The organism is Mycolicibacterium phocaicum, from assembly GCF_010731115.1.
Taxonomy (GTDB): Bacteria; Actinomycetota; Actinomycetes; order Mycobacteriales; family Mycobacteriaceae; genus Mycobacterium; species Mycobacterium phocaicum.
On record NZ_AP022616.1, the window covers coordinates 3617670 to 3634459 of the forward strand.

Annotated in this window: 14 protein-coding genes; 3 read left to right on the top strand and 11 right to left on the bottom strand. The window is 66.6% G+C overall.

The features are described 5' to 3' along the window. Positions 1 to 41 precede the first annotated feature (41 nt). From G6N46_RS17395 to G6N46_RS17405, 3 genes are all read left to right on the top strand, one after another. Positions 42 to 812: a pirin family protein gene (locus tag G6N46_RS17395; RefSeq protein ID WP_138247586.1), complete on the top strand. Its 771-nt coding sequence runs from the start codon at positions 42 to 44 to the stop codon at positions 810 to 812. Positions 813 to 982: 170 nt separating this feature from the next. Beyond that, the gene (locus G6N46_RS17400; protein WP_174814059.1) at positions 983 to 2089 is read left to right on the top strand and encodes a phosphodiester glycosidase family protein; all 1107 of its coding nucleotides are present in this window, start codon (positions 983 to 985) and stop codon (positions 2087 to 2089) included. Positions 2090 to 2241: 152 nt separating this feature from the next. After that, a complete protein-coding gene (locus tag G6N46_RS17405) occupies positions 2242 to 2601 on the top strand; it encodes a hypothetical protein (protein WP_138247585.1) in 360 nt (119 codons plus the stop codon). Positions 2602 to 2718: 117 nt separating this feature from the next. Here G6N46_RS17405 and G6N46_RS17410 read toward each other — a convergent pair whose 3' ends face one another. The 11 genes from G6N46_RS17410 to G6N46_RS17460 form a co-directional block, all read right to left on the bottom strand. Next, positions 2719 to 5151 (bottom strand): hypothetical protein, encoded by a 2433-nt coding sequence (locus tag G6N46_RS17410; protein ID WP_138247584.1) that lies wholly within the window; start codon positions 5149 to 5151, stop codon positions 2719 to 2721. A 410-nt stretch (positions 5152 to 5561) separates the two neighbouring features. After that, a complete protein-coding gene (locus G6N46_RS17415; RefSeq protein ID WP_234880478.1) occupies positions 5562 to 6428 on the bottom strand; it encodes a mammalian cell entry protein in 867 nt (288 codons plus the stop codon). Next, positions 6395 to 6958 (bottom strand): Rv1363c family protein, encoded by a 564-nt coding sequence (locus G6N46_RS17420; RefSeq protein ID WP_138247583.1) that lies wholly within the window; start codon positions 6956 to 6958, stop codon positions 6395 to 6397. Before G6N46_RS17420 ends, G6N46_RS17415 begins: the two co-directional genes overlap by 34 nt. Beyond that, positions 6958 to 7929: an RDD family protein gene (locus tag G6N46_RS17425; RefSeq protein WP_138247582.1), complete on the bottom strand. Its 972-nt coding sequence runs from the start codon at positions 7927 to 7929 to the stop codon at positions 6958 to 6960. The genes G6N46_RS17420 and G6N46_RS17425 overlap by 1 nt, the downstream gene beginning before the upstream one ends. Beyond that, positions 7926 to 8570, bottom strand: a complete 645-nt coding sequence (locus tag G6N46_RS17430; RefSeq protein ID WP_138247581.1) for a hypothetical protein — start codon at positions 8568 to 8570, stop codon at positions 7926 to 7928. Before G6N46_RS17430 ends, G6N46_RS17425 begins: the two co-directional genes overlap by 4 nt. Then, a complete protein-coding gene (locus G6N46_RS17435; protein WP_135357665.1) occupies positions 8540 to 10099 on the bottom strand; it encodes a virulence factor Mce family protein in 1560 nt (519 codons plus the stop codon). Before G6N46_RS17435 ends, G6N46_RS17430 begins: the two co-directional genes overlap by 31 nt. A 3-nt stretch (positions 10100 to 10102) precedes the next feature. After that, the gene (locus G6N46_RS17440; protein ID WP_179967710.1) at positions 10103 to 11290 is read right to left on the bottom strand and encodes a virulence factor Mce family protein; all 1188 of its coding nucleotides are present in this window, start codon (positions 11288 to 11290) and stop codon (positions 10103 to 10105) included. Further along, the gene (locus tag G6N46_RS17445) at positions 11290 to 12906 is read right to left on the bottom strand and encodes a virulence factor Mce family protein (RefSeq protein ID WP_135357666.1); all 1617 of its coding nucleotides are present in this window, start codon (positions 12904 to 12906) and stop codon (positions 11290 to 11292) included. The genes G6N46_RS17440 and G6N46_RS17445 overlap by 1 nt, the downstream gene beginning before the upstream one ends. Positions 12907 to 12916: 10 nt before the next feature. Further along, complete coding sequence (locus G6N46_RS17450; RefSeq protein WP_174814060.1) at positions 12917 to 14482, bottom strand: MCE family protein; 1566 nt, start codon at positions 14480 to 14482, stop codon at positions 12917 to 12919. Next, on the bottom strand, positions 14479 to 15510 hold the full coding sequence (locus G6N46_RS17455) for an MCE family protein (protein ID WP_138247580.1): 1032 nt from the start codon (positions 15508 to 15510) through the stop codon (positions 14479 to 14481). Before G6N46_RS17455 ends, G6N46_RS17450 begins: the two co-directional genes overlap by 4 nt. After that, positions 15507 to 16787, bottom strand: a complete 1281-nt coding sequence (locus G6N46_RS17460) for an MCE family protein (RefSeq protein WP_138247579.1) — start codon at positions 16785 to 16787, stop codon at positions 15507 to 15509. Before G6N46_RS17460 ends, G6N46_RS17455 begins: the two co-directional genes overlap by 4 nt. Positions 16788 to 16790: the final 3 nt, after the last annotated feature.

Here is a 16790-nt window from a genome sequence, read left to right on the forward strand (position 1 = left end):
AGTAGCGACACCTAAGCTCACCGACAACGACAGGGGTAGACATGACGACAAACCCGACTGCCGGCATTGATATCCGCCGCGCCGCCGACCGCGACGCCACCCGCATCTCGTGGCTGGACTCGAAGCATTCGTTCTCGTTCGGCGACCACTACGACCCGGCCAACACCCACCACGGCCTGCTGCTGGTGAACAACGACGACCGCGTCGCCCCCGGTTCGGGCTTCGAGACCCATCCGCACCGCGACATGGAGATCGTGACGTGGGTGCTGCGCGGATCGCTCGTGCACCAGGACTCCACCGGTAATTCAGGCGTCATCTACCCCGGGCTGGCCCAACGGATGTCCGCCGGACGCGGCATCCTGCACTCGGAGAAGAACGACTCCTGGCGCTTGACCGGCGCCGAATCACACAGCGAGCCGGTTCATTTCGTGCAGATGTGGGTGGTGCCCGACGAGTCCGGCAAGACACCGGGCTACCAACAGCTGGAGATCGACGACGAGCTGCTGCGCGGCAAGCTGGTCACCATCGCCTCGGGCATGCCCGGCCATTCCAACGACACCGCCATCACCATCGGCCAGCGCAACGCGGCGCTGCACGGCGCGCGGCTGGAGCCCGGCGACAGCGTCGAACTGCCGTCGGCGAAATACCTGCACCTGTTCGTGGCACGCGGCGAGGTGGCTCTCGAGGGCGCCGGGCCACTGCAGGAAGGCGATGCCGTGCGGCTGACGGCGTCGGGCGGGCAGCGCGTCACCGCCACCACACCGGCCGAGATTCTGGTGTGGGAAATGCACACCGATCTGTTCGGCTCGTAACCCTGCGCTCATGGCCCCGCTCCGACTCCGGTCGGCAGCGGGGCCAATTGCTGTGTCCACCAAGGTGATTCATCCGTCATCACCCCGTGATGCGGACGTGACCAAAGTTGACAGAGTGTTTGCTGTGGCTACGCTGAAGGTCGTTGTATCGGACCGGAGGAAGGGCCACAATGTCGTTTCTCGGGTCGACTTCCCGACGCGGCGTCGTCCACCGCCTGCGGCAATTGCTCACGCACACAACGGTTCTCACCCTGGCCGCCGCACTGGCCGGCACTGCTGGAGCACCGGCAGCGCACGCCGCCGACGGTCGCTCGCTACTGGTCAACGCCATCACGAACTACCGCGGCAGCTTCCTTGTGTACAACTTCGGCGGCGACCACCCCGCGCCTTTGCTCAACGCCGCGGGCAACTGGTCCGAGTCGGGCAACGGCGGCCATCTGCTCGTCATCAAAGCAGCGTCGCAGCGCATGAACCCGCGTCTGCTCGTCGACTCCCACCGCGGCATCCAGTCCCGCTGCGAACGCGATCCCCGCGCCCGCACCGCCGAGGGACTGTGGCAGGCCTCCGAGGTCTTCACACCGCTGGAGGCGTGGCAGGCGCTGGGCCGGCCCACCATCGCGGTGAACGCCAACTTCTTCGACATCCGCGGCCAACAGGGCGGGTCGTGGACCTCGACAGGTTGCAGCTCGCCGCTGGGCGCCTACGTCGACAACACCCGCGGCCAAGGCCGCGCCAACGCCGCCGTCACCGGCACCATCCCCTACGCCGGCAAGCAGGGGCTGTCGGGCGGCAACGAGGTGTGGACGGCGCTGAGCACCATGATCATCCCGTCCGACGGCGCGCCGTACATGATAACGCCAAGCAGCACAAGCGATTTCAACGCCGCGACCGGAGCGGTCAACAACCTCGTGAACCAGGGCGCCCGGTTCGTCGCGGTCAGCGGCATCGGCCTGCTCGCGCCCGGTGACACCAGCCAGCTGAACGACGGTGGCCCCAGCGCCGCCCGTACCGCACTGGCGTATGTGCGGAGCCGCGACGAGATGTACATCTTCCAGGGTGGCAGCTACACGCCCGATCAGGTCCAGGACCTGTTCCGGGCGCTCGGCAGCGACACCGCCATCCTCCTCGATGGCGGTGGCTCCTCCGCCATCGTGCTGCGCCGCGACACCGGCGGCCGCTGGGCCGGATCCGGTACGCCGCGCGGTTCCTGCGACACCCCGGCAGTGCTGTGCGATTCCAGAGAACGCGCGCTGCCCGGCTGGCTCGGCTTCGCTTGATGCGTAAAGCGCCAGTCCGTCGCTCCCCCGGTGCCGCTGGCACCGGAATCAGCCTTGGCGCCAGCGCTTTTCGACTCCTCCTCGATCTCGGAGCAGCCCGCCGGGGCCGTTCTGCCGCCGCCCGCGGTCTGGCGCGGCTCGTCCTCCTCGCCATGCGGCGCCCACACCGGCCTACCGTCACCGGCCTGGAGATCGAACGCTTCCCTGCGTGCCTGCGGATCGGCCTGAAGATCGGCCTCCGTATCGGTCTCGGGCTCTTCTGCCTCGGGCTCGGCGTCGGGGTCTGTGTCGGGCTGTGCCTGTGGCTCGTGGGCCGGCTGCTCGTCGGCGTCGTCGTCGTCACCGGTCGACTGGTCGGGGCGCTGGGTGTTGTCCTTCGCGCGCGGGCCGGTGACACCGGCCGAGTTGAGCGGCAGCGACGACAGCTCCGCAGCAGTCGACGCAATCACGGCCGTCGGGCCGGTGGCGCCGTCGTCCGCCGGCAGGCCGCTCGTCAGGCCTGGTCCTCCTGACCTGACAACGTCGACTGCGGACCTACGCACACCCACCCCGACATTTGCGACGTCGGTTCGCACTCGAAGACGAGAACGCCCGACGTGAATTCACGTCGGGCGTCTCTGCTGCCTGTGTCAGCCGGCGTGTGCGGCCGAGCCCCCACCGGTGGCGGCGGTCGACTTCGCGGCGCCTTCCTTCTTCTGCTTCTTGGTCTTCGGGCTGTCCTTGGCGACCTTCTCGGACTTGTCCTTACCGGCCTTGGTGTCCTTCGTGACCTTGTCGGTCTTCGCGGGCTTGTCGGCCTTCTTGTCCTTGCCCGCGGTGGACGTGCCGTCGGCATCGTCAGCGGCGTGCTTCGGCTTCTTACCGCTGTCCGGCGTGGACGGGGTGCCTTCCTCGGCGGCGTGCTTGCCCCCGGACTGCTCGGTGTCCGTCTTGGTATCGGACTTCGGGTCGGTCTTCGGGTCGGTCTTGGTGTCCTCTACCTTGGGCTCGGCCTTCGGGTCGGTCTTGGGATCTTCGGCGGCCGGCGTGGTGCCGGTCGTGTCCTCGGCCGTCTTGCCCTTCTCGCCGGCCGTCTGATCGGTGGCCTGCTTGCCGTCCTTCTTGCTCGTACCGGTGAGGCCGGTGAGGCTGGCCGACAACGGTGCCAGCTTCGGCGTGGTCGACGGAATGTCCGTCGCGGCCGTCGGGCTGACGACGCCCTCCTTCGCAGCCAGCGAGTTGACCGTCGCGCCCTGCGTCAGGCCGCCCAGCGTGCCCAGCACGCCGTTGAGCAGGTTCTGCACCGTCCCGGCCAGACCGCCCAGCGGGTTGAAGCTGCCGAGCTTGCCGCCGGTCAGCAGCTTGATCAGCGCTTCGACAGCGTTGTCCGGCGCAGCGGTCGGGTTGGCGCTGAAGAATTCCTTCTTGAAGCCCGCGACCAGCGAGTTCATGATGTCCGCCGGCACCTTCTGCCAGTTGACGTTCGGGAACGAGAAGAACGGCGTCGGGGTGGCGGCGTCGTCCAGGGTGCGGCTGTAGGTGCCGTCCGCGTTGCGGACGACGTCGGTGTAGCCGAGGTTCACCAGGCTGGTCATGGCCGGGGCAAGCGCGTTGGCCAACTTGTAGATGGGGCTGCCCAGCGTGCCGAAGCTGACCATGTTGAGCACGTCGCCGGTGAGGTACATCGGCTCCATCAGCGGCAGCGTGTTGGTCGGGATCGTCAGATAGATGTTGACGGCCAGCGGATTTCCGGACAGCAGGCCACCGGTGAGATCGCCCAGCTGGCTGGTCAGCTGGTTGGTCAGGGTGGCGGTCGAGATGCCGCGCAGCAGGTAGGTCGGCAGGGTGCCGGCCACCAGGTTGTTGGCCAGGCTGAACGGGTTGGGCCACGCGGCCAGGTCCGAGAACGGCTGGTATTCGAGGGTGGCGTCGACCTTGATGGGCAGCAGGCTCGCACCGCCGATGGACAACCCGGTGTTCAGCAGCGGGATGCCGCCGCTGTGCGCGGCCGCAACGTCCGGGGTGATCAGGTTGATGCCGAGCAGGTCGCCGATCGGGTAGAAGCGCGCCAGCAGACCACCGTTGGCGCGGCCCAGGTTGTTCAGCAGGATCATGGGCAAGACGGTCAGGCTGCCGAGGACCGGGCCCGAATGATTGGCGCCGCCCGGCTGGTTCGCCAGATCCGCGAGCACCTTCGAATACGCCTGCCCCATCGAGAACGCGCCGAGACCGAAGCCGACAGACAGCGGCACCCGTACGTCGATCAGGTCCAGCTTGTCCAGGCCGATGGCGTCACCCACGGTGTTGATGACCACCTGCAGAGCAGAGATCAGCGGCCCCAGGCCGCCGAGGTTCGAGGCCCGGTCGAGCACCTCGTTGATCAGACCCATGGCTCCGACGTCGAGGTAGTCGGTGTTGTTGATCGCGTTGGCGATCGCGTTGGCGGTGCCCGGCGTCCAGCCGAGGTCGAGGCCCGCGATCTTCAGCAGCGTGAACACCGGCCCGGCCGTGACGATGTTGACGCCCGGGATGTCCAGGCCACTCAGGTCCAGGATGTTGTCCAGGCTGATGCCCAGCACGTCCAGCAGGCCGCTGAGCGTCACGTTGCCCTGGGCATCCATGATGCCGAGCGCGCTCAGCAGCGGGACCAGCGCACCGGTGAGAAGCGGGCCCAGCGCCGCATTGAGCAGCGGCGTCAGCTTGATCGGCAGCGCATCGAGGATCTGGCTGAGCAGATTCTTCGGCAGCTGGTTGATCAGGTTGGTGAGGTTGAGCCCGCTGAGGCCGCCGGCGGCGCTGAGCGCCTGAACCAGCGGCGGCAGCAGCGCTTCGACGCCGCCCTGCGCCAGGTTGTACGCGGCGTTGCCCACGCCGAAGGTTATGTCGGGCAGTACGCCCGGCTTCGGGAACGGCGTGGTGAAAGCCGACAGGTTGACGGCCGAGTGCGACGACGGCACCACGCGCGGAGTCGGCGCGTTCGGCACCGAGGCCGTCACCGTCATGGCGGTGGCTGTTGCAGCCGCCGCACCCAGCAATGCCGCTCGCTTTGCTTGAACCCGCCCAGCCAGATGCGTAACAGCCATTTGCCCCGTCCCCTCAGCCGCCACAATCGGTTATCAACCGGACGGTAACATTAATGCATCGCAGCTCCAACACGCATCTTGACCAGCCGCTTTCCCAGATTTGGCAAACGGGTGACCGGAGCTCACGCCGCGCCGTGAACGCCGTGAAGTCAGCTAATTTTCATTCAGTGAAAATTGTTTGCTGGTCAACACACGGGCCGGTCTCGGCTCGCCACACGGAGCCGCCGGATATTGACGTCGGCAGCCACTGTGACGTGTGCCCGATGCAGGTCCAGACGTGATTCAGGCCATAGCCAGCGGCCGCAGCCTGCACCTGACCAGCCCCGCCGTTGCCGCGAGATGGGCGATTCACAGTGTGCTGACAGGTAGCGCGCGTCAATTCAGGCAAACACGCCTAACGAGAGCCGACGCTAGATCTGGGGCGTCAGATCCAATTTGGTCAGGGCACTCATCTGACTGACCTTCCACTCAGCGCCGGAACGCTTCAGGGTCAGCCGGTACGACAGGTAGCGCAGCGAGGGGATGCCCTTGGTCAGCGGACTGGTCGCGACCGAGTTGGTGTAGACGATCGCGGTGGCCTCATTTGCACTGATACTTTCCACCGCTGTGCCCATCACCTTGGTCTGGTTGGTGACCTGGGCCTGCTTGTTGCTGGCAACGATCGAATCGACGAACTTGCGGTACTCCTCGGCGAAACCACCGGCCAGATACTGCTGCGAGCGGTCCGCCAGCTTGTCCATGTCGTTGGGCGAGTACGACCACAACGTGGTCACCGCCGCGGCAGCGGTCTTGGCGACCTCGAACTTGCTCTGAACCAGGGCGCGATCTGCCAGGTAAGGCTGCGCGGCGGCACCCGCGAACGCGGCGGCACCGACGAAAAGGGCCGCCGCCACGACACCCGCGGCCAGCAGCCTGCGGCCCGCGGGGCGATGCGGCACCAGCACCACGGGCGCAGTTCCGGGCTCCTCGCCGGCACCCTCGTCAGCCGCTTCACTGTCCGAGTCTTCCTCTGCGGCAGCATCTTCCGGCTTCTCGTCAACCGCGGCGGCGTCGTCGGCAACCTTGTCGGCCGTATCGGCCGCCGCGGTGGCGTCGTCGGTACCAGCGTCGGCAGTGGCGGCGTCCTCGACCGGCGCGGCGTCGACGGCCTTCTGCCGGGGCAGCCGGTGCCGGCGCCGGGCCGCCTTGCCCTGCGGGGCGTCGGCCGTCCCCTGCGGAGCATCGGCCACAGACTCCCCGGGGGTCACATCACCGGATTCATGCGGCTGATCTTCCACTGCTGCCCTTCCTGCGTAGCCGTTACCACCCAACGCGAGCCACTTTCCACGGTCGCGTTGCCGTCCGGCGTCGTCGTCGTCAGCTTCATCGCGATCAGCACGTCGGCGCTGCCGTCGTCATTCCACCGTTGTACGCCGGCGTCTTCGACGGTTCCCTCCGCCGGTTGCGCGCGCGCCACCTGCATGAGGATCTGGTCGTGCTTGTCCTTGAACTGTTTGGCGAACTCGCCGGTGGACTGCCCCGCGATCTTCTCGACGTAGGCGTTGGCGTGGAACGGGTCGACCGCGGTGAAGCCCCTCATGAACTCTTTGACGTAGCCCAGCACGGCCGCCGACTTGGCCTGACTCGCCACGTCCTTCTCGTGCTGGACCAGCAGGTAGGTGCTGGCCGCGATCGCGGCGATCACCAAAACCGTTGTGACGCAGGCGATCACCGCCAACGCCACGCGGCGGGGCACCTCGGCCACCGCCTTGAAGTAGTCACCGGCGACGAAACGCTCGGCAGCATCGATCTTGCGACGCGGACTCATCAGCGTCCTCCCCGCGGGCTCTTGAGCACCGTCAGATTCGACAACTGCCACTTGCCGTCGTCTGACTTCACGAAGTCGACCCGCACGGTGGCGGTGATGAACCGTAGGGTGTTGGCGTCGACGCCGCGCTGCCCCTGCAGCGCGAGCAGCATGGTGGCCTGATCGGTTCCGGCGCTGAGGATCGCGCTGCTCACCGCGTAGTACTGGTTGGTCGTCGGTTTCTTGCTCACGGCCTGCTGCTGCTTGATCAGCTGGTCGCGGTAACCGTCGGTGACCAACGCCTGGGCGGTCTTGAAGTCGTTCTGATAGGTGTCGATGCCGTAGCTCAGGACGTGCTCGACGATCTTGGGACCCTGCTCGGAAATCTGGTGCCGCGCCTCGTCGACCGCGCGGTCGTGCCGGAACTGCACGCCGTAGCTCAGTCCCACCGCCGCCACACAGACCAGAGCACCGGCCACGAGCACCTGCCCGGCCCGCCGGCCGGGGTCCGCCGCGGGCGCCGGGACGACGCGAACTTCGGTGTGCAGCAACAGATCTGCGAAAGTGCGGTGCCGCGGGTCCCAGAGCGGCCACAGCCAGCCCAGCAGCACCGCAACGGTATCCAACAGATGCGCGAGGTCACGCAGGACCAAGCGGCCCATGCCGGCGGGAACGCCGGCGGGCACCCGTTCCACCCGGATGGCGAACAGCGAGCGGCCCACGCTCCATCCGGTGATCGACGGCAGCAGCCACCGATTCACCAGGACCGCGGCCGCGGCCACCGTCGCCGCCGCGGCGTACACCCACAGCGTCCAGCTGTCCCGGGCCGCGTAGCCCAGCAGCGCCGTGACCACGATGACGGCCACGCCCAGCAGCACGTCCAGCGCGAAGGCGCCGGCCCGCGCCGGCCATGAGGCCAACTCCGGTGCCGCTTCGAACTCGGACCCCGTGCTCACTGCCTCGGCGCTCGTCGTCTCCTGACCAACCGTCACGAGGTGACCTGGTCGAGCTTGGCCACCTTGAACTTCCCGTCCACCGGTGCCATCTGCGCCCGCATCCGGTAACCGACTTCCTTGTCCTTCTCGGCGCTGTTGTTGATCTTCACGCGCACCGCCACCAGGACGTCGATGGACCCATCATCGTTGTGCTTCTCGACGGCCGCGCGCATCTGCGAGATCTGCACCTGCACGTTGGCGGCCTTGTACGCCTCGAGCGTGATGCCGCTCATGAACGAGGCCTGCGTCTGGTACGCGCCGGTGGCGCACTCGATGATCTTCGTCTGCGCGGCGATCATGGCCGACGTGTCGGGTGCCTGGGTGGCCGTGACGCAGTCCTTGGCCGCCGCGATGGCGGCCGTCTCGTTCGCCGCGAGCGCCTGACTCTCCCGATGCGATTTGAGCGCGAACCAACCGCCCGCGCCGACCGCGGCGGCCAGCACAACAAGCGCCAGGCACACCGTCAGGGCAATGCCCCGCCCGATCCGGGCGGGGCGCTGCGCACCCTCTGATTCGCCGGTTTCACCCGGTTCCTCGATCGATTCCTCGGCAGACGGCTCTGTCGTCACCACGTCCTGGGACGTGACGTCCTGCTCATCGGTGGGGTTCAGCTGGCTGGTGCCAGCATCTCCTTCCATCCGTCGTCTCCTGGGTTGCTCGAGTTACTGACCGAATACTTCACACCATTCGGTCCGACCACCTGACCGCTCTGCGGGTTGTAGGTGGCCTCTGGTCCTGCTGCCGGAGTGTAGAGGCACTTGTTGGGTTGCTGCCCGCTGCACTCCACCGTGCCCTGCCCCGGTGCGCTGATCGGGTCACTGGACGGCGCCGACGCACGCTCCGGCGGCGGCAGCATGTTCGCCGGCAGCGGGTTCATCCCGTTGTTGATCGACGGCGCCGGGATCACCTTGCCCGGGTCGACCGGCTGATCACAACGCGCGGCCGGGGCCGGGCAGTTCACGATCTGGTCCGGGGTGCCGTACCACGGGTTGGTACCGAGCGGCTCGTACGGCTTGTTGTCGCGGCACTCCATGGGGCTGGCCGCGCGTTTCGCCGGGTTGTCCACACAGGGCAGGTTGCGGGAACCGCGGACCGTGTTCTGGGCGTCCTTCGGGATCTTGCAGTACAGGCCCGACTCCAGCGGGGCGGTCGACGTGTCCGCCGGGGACCGCCACTGCGACGCCGGCAGGAAGCCGGTGAGGCACGGCGGCGGCTGGTTGATGCCCAGCGCCAGGTTGATCGGCAGTTCCTTCTCGTAGACCGCGGTCAGCGAGTCGACGATGGGACCGGCCATCGGCAGCACCACGAGTACCTGCTCGAGGCCCTTGTTGTAGCGCTTCAGCATGTCGAGCACGATCTCGACGTTGGCCAACGACTGCGGCAACGCGTCCCGCACCTCACCGAACACCGCGTTGAGCTGATCAGCCGTCGGCGCGCCCTGCTGGATGGCGTTGCGCAGCGCCGCGTCCTGCTGAGCCGACTGCGAGGCCAGCACGTTCAGGTTCCGGGCCCACCGTGAAATGGCGTCGCCGGACTTGACCTGGCTGTCGATGATCGGCGCCGAGTTCTGGATGATGTCGTCGACCGAACCGAGGTTGTCCTTGAAGTCCCCCGCCAGCGCCTGGGTCCCGTCGACGAGGTGCTGCAGTGACGGACCGAGCCCGCCGACCGCCTCCGCGGTGTAGTCCAGCAGCGCGCCGATCTTCTCCTTCGGCAGCGAGGCGAGCGCGTTCTGTGTCGCGTCGAGAGCCGGACCGACCTCCTTGGGGACGGAGCCCTTGGTGATCGTCTGACCAGATGTGAGGTAACGCTTGGACGGGTTCTCCGGCGGCACCAGATCGATGAACTGCTCACCGACCGCGGACACCGAGTGCACGTTCGCCTGCACGTTGTCCGGGATGTCCACATCGTTGTTGACGTCCATGGTCACACGCGCGCCGGTGACCGTCGGCTCGACGGACAGCACCTTGCCCACCTGGTTACCCAGGTAGGTGACGTTGGCGGTCTTGTACAGGCCGCCCGAGTTGGGCAGTTCGGCGTACAGCCGATGCATACCCACACCGAGGTAGGTCGGCAGCTTGAGGTACACCAGGGACAGCCCGACGAGAGCCGCCACGGTCACGATGCTGAAGATGATCAGCTGAATCTTCAGAAAACGGGTAAGCATCGGTCACTCGCCCCTTTCGATTCGCGGGCCGCCCGGTGCGTTGGCCGGGTTCGGGGTGAATCGGACGTCCGGGATCATCGTCGCCGGGTCACGGCCCCACGACTGTTCCAGAGCCCGAGCCATACCCGACAGACCGGTGCCGGTCAGGATGCCGTTGTCGATGGCACTCAGCGTCAGGTCGAGGTGCAGCGAGAGGTTCATGTAGTCGCCGCGGATCACCTTGGGGATGTTGTCGATCGGGAACGGCAGCGTGAACAGCAGCTTCATGGCCGGCACTAGGTTCGGTGACGTCTTGGCGATCTGCTTGAGCGCCCGCTGCAACGTCGCGAGATTGGTGTGCAGGTTCGCGTTGCTGTTCGACAGCGTGGTGTCCGCAGCCTTCGACAACCGGCCCAGCGCCAGCACGGCGTTCGAGAACAGGTCCTGGGTCTTGTTGAAGTGCTCGATCAGCGGCGGCGTCTCGGTCAGCACCCGATCAAGGGTGTCGTTGCGATCCGCGACGACCTTCAGCAACGTGTCACTGGAGCGAATGGCCCGCGTGATGTCCTCGCGCTGCTGATTGATCTCGTCGGTGAACGTGTCCAACCGGTGCAGGAACTCTTTGATCTGATCCGCGCGCCCGTTGAGGATGTTGTAGACCTCGGACTGGATCTTCTCGACGTTCGGCACACCGCCGCCGTTGAGGATTCCGGAGATGCCGGCCAGCGTCCGCTCGATGGTCGGGTACGCCGACGAGTTCTTCAACTCGATGGTGTCGCCGTTGCGCAGCGGTTGGGACGACGGGTCGGCCGGCGGGTCCAGCTCGAGGTGCTGGGCACCCAGCAGGCTGGTCTGCCCGATCTTGGCCTGCACGTTGCGCGGCAGGTTGATACCGGGGTTCAGATCCACCGTGAGGGTGGGCACCCAGTTCTTCAGCTCGATCGCACGCACCCGGCCGACGAACACGTCGGCCACCCGGACCCGGCTGTTGGCGTTGAGGCCCAACGTTTCCGGCATCTGGATGTAGATCGTCGAGTGGCCGTCCACCGTGCCCGGACCACCGGGCAACGGCACGTTGGCGATACCCCGCCAGCCGCAGGAGCTGAGGATCAGCGCCGCCGCCGACAACACGCCGACCCGGCGGGCGTTACGCGCCCAACCACCGCGGTGCCGCGATGCCGAGGGTGACTTCGGCCCCATGGACCCGGTCATCATTGGCCTCCAACTTCGGCAGGAAGTGCGGGTCCGGCCGGCGCGGGCGCCGGAGCCGGTCCTGGGGCGGGCCCAGGTGCCATGGCACTCATCGGGCTCGGATCGTTACCCGGTCGCGGCGGCGAGACCGGTCCCGGCTGCGGGTACCACGGCGGGGGCAGCGGGCTGCTCTCGTTGTAGGCGTTCGGCGGACCCGACATGTTCACGCCACCGGTCGGCGGAATGATGTCCGGGCCACCCATGAGCTCGTCCAGCGACTCCGGCGTCAGCAGGTCCTGGGTCGACTGTCCGACCTTGAGTCCCTGCATGCCCGGTGCGGTGATCCAGCCCGCCTCGTGCTGGCCGTGTGACCACGGGGTGTCGGGCGAGAACACGCCCGGCACGGTCGTGTCCTTGTATCCGCCCGGGGGCTGCAGGCGCGGCTCCGAGTACGTGACCAACTTCGGCAGCGTCATGGCGGTGGTCGCCATGTTGATACCGAACGGCAGATAGTTGAACTTGATGGCGTCCATCACCGGGGCCAGGTACTGCGCGCACAGCTCCGCAGAATCCTGGTAACCCAACCGGCTACCGGCCTGGATCGAGCTGCAGATGAACTGCAACGGGTTCGAGTTGGTCACGCCCGGCAGCACACCGGAGGCGATCAGACCGCCGGTCGCCGGCGAGTAGATGTTCTCGAGGTTGGCCAGGAAGTTCGGGTAGGCGTGCAACGCACGTTCCAGGCCGTCCCGCGGCTCCGGCTGCAGAATGGCCGTCGTCGCCTCGGACACGTTGTTGATGTCGTGGGCCAGGACGCTGCCGTTCTTGTCCAGGAAGCTCCGGGTCGTCGCCATGACCTGGTTCAAATCCTTGAGCGCCGACGCCAACTCCTGGTCGGTGTTGGTGAACTTGTTCGTGAACGACGCCAGGTCGTTGTTCAGCGACACGAACTGCTGATCGCTCTGGTGCAGCGCGTTGACGAACACCGCCAGACTCTTGATCACCTGGAAGAAGTCGCCGCGGCCCTGGTTCAGGGTGTTCACCGCATCCGACAGACCCTTGAGGGTCTTGTTGAACTGCGCGCCCTTGCCCTCGAAGCCGTCGGCGAACGACTCGATGATGTCGCCGAACGGGCCCTTCGGTTGCTCCTTGGTCGGACCCAGTTCGGCGAGGATGCGCGTCAGCTGATTGCGCAGCTCGTCGTACTCGATCGGAATCTGGGTGCGTTCCTTCGGAATCACGGCGCCGTCAGCCATCGTCGGCCCACCGGTGTACGGCGGAGAGAGCTGAACTACGCGGGACGCGACGAGGCTCGGGTTCAACACCGACGCCGACGCGTTCTGCGGCACCTTGAAGTGATTCGAGTAGTGGAAGACGACCTTCATCTGATCGCCGTGCGGCTCAGTGGTATCGATGGCACCGACCTCGACGCCCATGATCTGAACCTTGTCACCCGGGTACAGCGCGAGTACCTCAGGGAAGTAGGCCGTCACCGTGGTGGTGGTCATCTTGCGGTACAGCTGCAGACCGAAGAAACCGAGCAGCACGATCGCCACGAGCGCGAGCGCACCACCGATGACCGTCCCCTTGGACAGGTTCGGCTTCTTGATGTTTCGGATGCTGAAAACAGTCGACATCGTGGCGGCCCTATCCTTGCGACCCTGGCGGGAGGAACGGCGGGTTACCCGGCAGCGGCGCGGTGCCGGCCGGACCGGCGCTGGGACCTGGTCCCGGCGGCGCCGGCGGCGCGATCAGCGGCCCGGGGATCGGAGCGAATCCGGGTGCGATGTCGCTGTCACCGGGCTGCGGCGTCAGCGGAACCGTCCGGGCACCGACGGGTGCCGGCGGCAGCGGCACCGGCGTACCGGGCACGTTCTCGGCCGGTTGGCCCGGGAACGCGGCCGACGGCACACCCGGGCCGGTGGGAACCCCGGCCGGGTTCGGCGCCGACGGGACGACGTTCGGCGGGGCGTAGTCGGGTCCACCGAACGGACCGACGCTGAGGTGCGAGCACGGCAGCGGATCGGCCGGCGACGGGTCGGCACCGGCTCCCGGCGTGTACGAGCACGGCGAACCGGGAGGCACCGCGGGCCCGGGATGCTCCGGCGTGCCTTCGAGCTTCGGCGGGGCCGGCGGCGGCGCACCGTTGGCGAAGCGCGTGCCATTGGGATCCGGCCACTGCGCCTCCGGCAGGCCGGCGCTGCGCCAGAAGTCTTCGGGGTTCAGTCCGCGCTTCTTGAACGCGGCGTCCACGAACGGCTGCATCAGCTGCGGCGGCAGGATGTTCTCGACCATGACCTTGAAGTACGGGCCCGAAGCGATGGCCTCGGACAGCGAGGCCACGAACTTACCGGCCGAGACCAGCGTGTCCGACAGATCCTGCTTGCGGGCGACGAGGATGTCGCTGATGGTCCGCAGCTGCTCCAGGACGTGGTTGATGTTCGGGTTCTCGTCGATGGTCGCCTTCAGCTGGTGCGACACCCGGGACACGCGCTCGAGCAGCAGGCTGATGGCTTCGCCGCGCTGGTTCAACGCATGCAGCAGCGTCTGGGCATTGACCAGCAGCGCATTCACCTGGCCACTGCGGTCGCCGAGGATCGTGGCGATCTTGTTGGCGTTACCGAGCAGCGAGCGGACCTGGTCGTCGCGCTTGCCGATGGTCTCGGACAGCTTCTGCACGCCCTCGAGTGCGGCGGTCAGGTGCGGCGACGTCTGATCCACCGTCTCGGACAGGACGTTCAGCGATTCCTTGATCACCTTGGTGTCCCAGCCTTGCGAGGCCCGGGTGACGTCGAAGATCGCGTCGTAGATCTGGTACGGCGTCGAGGTCTGGCTCAGCGGCAAGGTGCCGCGCGGCGGCAGCTTGTGGGTGCCCTTGGCCTCGATCTCGATGGCCTTGCGGCCCAGGATGGTCTCGGTCTTGATCAGCGCCCGGCTGTCCGTGCCGATGGTGTTGGTGCCGATGTCGAAACCGATGATCACCTTGTCGCGGTCGATGTCCATGTCCTTGACCGTGCCGACGTTGACACCGTCGATGCGGACGTAGTCGCCGACCATCAGACCGCCGGTGTCGCTGAACTGGCCGTAGTACGTGGGCGACGCGAACAGCATCGGCACCTTGGTGACTGACGCACCCACTGCCGTGACGAGCACGACGGCCGCCAGACCCATCGCGCCTCTGCGGACCCGGTCGGACCCTTCTATGGACCTCACTTCGGCGTGCACCTTCCGGACGGCTGGTTGGTGAGCTTGACTGTGCGCACGGGTCCACCCGGCTGCAGACCGTTCATCTTCAACTCGATGTCGCAGACGTAGAAGTTGAAGAAGTCGCCGTAGACACCACCGGAACGACCCAGGATCTTCAGCGCCTGGGGCACCTTCTGCAACGTGTCGTTGAGCTGTTCCTTCTGGTCGACAAGCGACTGCTGGGTGGTCTCGAGGTAGCCGAGCGTGCTGTGCAGCAGCTCGCGGTTATCGCCCAACAGATCGGCGAGCGAGCCGGCGCCATTGCTGATGCTGGCGACCGAGTCGGCGATCGGGTCGGCGCGGTTCTTCAACCCCGTCACGAGCGACTCGAAGTTCTTCAACGTGTCGTCGAACTGCTTCTGGTGCTTGACCGTGGTGTCGAGGACCGTATTGAGGTTCTTGACGACCTCACCGATGGCCTGGTCCTGCTCTCCGATGGTCGACGAGAACGAGGCCGTCTGATCGAGGATGTTGTTGATGGTGCCGCCCTCGCCCTGGAAGATCGTGACCAGCGACGAGGCGATGGTGTTGACCTTCTGCGGATCCAGCGACCGGAACAGGGGCCGGAAGCCACCGACAAGGGCATCGAGATCCAGGGCCGGCTCGGTGCGGTCGACCGGGATGGTCCCCCCGGGGGCCAGTACCTGGTTGCTGTCACCGCGGCGCAGGTCCAGGTACCGGTTGCCGATCAGATCCAGGTAGCGGATGTGCGCCGTGGTCCCCTGGTACAGCGACAGGGACTTGTCGACGCTGAACTTCACCCGCGATTTGCTGCCACCGTCGATCAATTCGACGTCGGTGACCTTGCCGACCTCGACGCCGTTGGCGCGCACGAACTGATCGGCCTTCAGACCGCTGCTGTTGGTGAAGATCGCCGAGAACTCGTTGGTCCGGCTGAACCGGAACTGACCGAAGACGATGAAGATGCCTGCTGTGAAGGCCAGCAGGACCGCGGAGAAGATGGCGAGTTTGATCGCCGTGCCCTTGATGCTCATGGGTTGATCGTGTTCTCCCCGTCTTGACGGCCCCAGACGTACTCGGATGCGAACGGCGATCCGAGACCGAAGTGGTTGTAGGGCGCGATCGACGCGCCGGTGTCCATGACCATGTACGGCATCGGCAGGATGTCCTTGGTGACCGTCCAGCAACCGGGCCGGCCCATCGGCCCGCCCTTGGCGTTGATCCGCGGGAGGTTGTCCGGGTACACGTACTGGTTGGCCGCACCGACGAGTTCGGTGTGGGTCACCAGCGAGTAACCGTTGCCACCCAGACCCTTGGCGGCGGCCGGCGCGCCGGCGGCGAAGCCACGGAACAAGCAGTCGAGCTCAGGGGCGTATTGGTCGAGCACCCGGGCGGTCGGCAGCAGGTCCTGGGCACCGCGGACCAGGTACGGGCCACCGCGCTCGAGGATGTCACCGCCGGTGTTGCCGAGGCCGACCGCCGACATCAGCGCCTGGTCGATGGTGCCGCGCTGATCATTCAGCGTCCGCTCGGTGGTCACCGCATTCTTCAGCCCGTCCCACAGATCCGGCGAAGCCTTCGAGTAGACCTCTGTCAGATCGGCGAGGGCCTTGGTGTCGTGCCGGATGTTCGGCATCCGCTGGTTCAGATCGGCCAGGATGGTGTTGCCGTTGACCAGCGACTGCCCGAACTTGTCACCGAGGCCGTCGAGGGCCTGCGCTGCAGCGGTCAAGGTCGCGTTCAGCTTGATCGGGTCGACCTGCTCGGAGATCGCCGTGATGGTCTCGAACAGGGTGTTGAGCTCGGTGGTGACGCACGCCTCGGCCGGCGTCGGGGGCGAGCACTTGGAGACGTCGATGGTGTCGCCGTTCTTGATCCGCGCGCGCTCGGGGTCCGACGGTGAGGTGAACGAGACGTACTTGCTGCCGAAGACGGTGGTGGCCAGCAGCTTGGTGTTGACGTTCTTGGGCAGCAGAGGGAGGTACTTCGGATCGACGTCGAGCTGCAGACGGGCTTTCGTGTCGCCTTCCTTGCCGATGACGTCGATCACCTTCACGCGGCCGATGGGCACGCCGTTGTAGGTGACCTTCGAACCCGGGTCCATGGACAGTCCGGACCGGGGCGACACCACGTAAAGCTTGGCCTTGGTGTCGAAGTAACCGCGGAACTGGAACCAGACCATGACGAGAACGAGGGCGGAGATCACCGCGAAGATGACGCCGACGATCAGGTAGGGCGGGGTGCGGTCCTTGTTGAGCGGCGCGTGGACCTGACCCTCGGCGACGGGTGGCGTTGCTTGTGGATTCGTCATCGC

What these genes read in the sequence shown, in the direction of transcription:
- G6N46_RS17435 (WP_135357665.1), bottom strand. Translation starts at nt 10,099, where the DNA reads ATGCTTACCCGTTTTCTGAAGATTCAGCTGATCATCTTCAGCATCGTG.
- G6N46_RS17395 (WP_138247586.1), top strand. Translation starts at nt 42, where the DNA reads ATGACGACAAACCCGACTGCCGGCATTGATATCCGCCGCGCCGCCGAC.
- G6N46_RS17445 (WP_135357666.1), bottom strand. Translation starts at nt 12,906, where the DNA reads ATGTCGACTGTTTTCAGCATCCGAAACATCAAGAAGCCGAACCTGTCC.
- G6N46_RS17440 (WP_179967710.1), bottom strand. Translation starts at nt 11,290, where the DNA reads ATGACCGGGTCCATGGGGCCGAAGTCACCCTCGGCATCGCGGCACCGC.
- G6N46_RS17410 (WP_138247584.1), bottom strand. Translation starts at nt 5,151, where the DNA reads ATGGCTGTTACGCATCTGGCTGGGCGGGTTCAAGCAAAGCGAGCGGCA.
- G6N46_RS17455 (WP_138247580.1), bottom strand. Translation starts at nt 15,510, where the DNA reads ATGAGCATCAAGGGCACGGCGATCAAACTCGCCATCTTCTCCGCGGTC.
- G6N46_RS17420 (WP_138247583.1), bottom strand. Translation starts at nt 6,958, where the DNA reads ATGAGTCCGCGTCGCAAGATCGATGCTGCCGAGCGTTTCGTCGCCGGT.
- G6N46_RS17430 (WP_138247581.1), bottom strand. Translation starts at nt 8,570, where the DNA reads ATGGAAGGAGATGCTGGCACCAGCCAGCTGAACCCCACCGATGAGCAG.
- G6N46_RS17400 (WP_174814059.1), top strand. Translation starts at nt 983, where the DNA reads ATGTCGTTTCTCGGGTCGACTTCCCGACGCGGCGTCGTCCACCGCCTG.
- G6N46_RS17405 (WP_138247585.1), top strand. Translation starts at nt 2,242, where the DNA reads ATGCGGCGCCCACACCGGCCTACCGTCACCGGCCTGGAGATCGAACGC.
- G6N46_RS17460 (WP_138247579.1), bottom strand. Translation starts at nt 16,787, where the DNA reads ATGACGAATCCACAAGCAACGCCACCCGTCGCCGAGGGTCAGGTCCAC.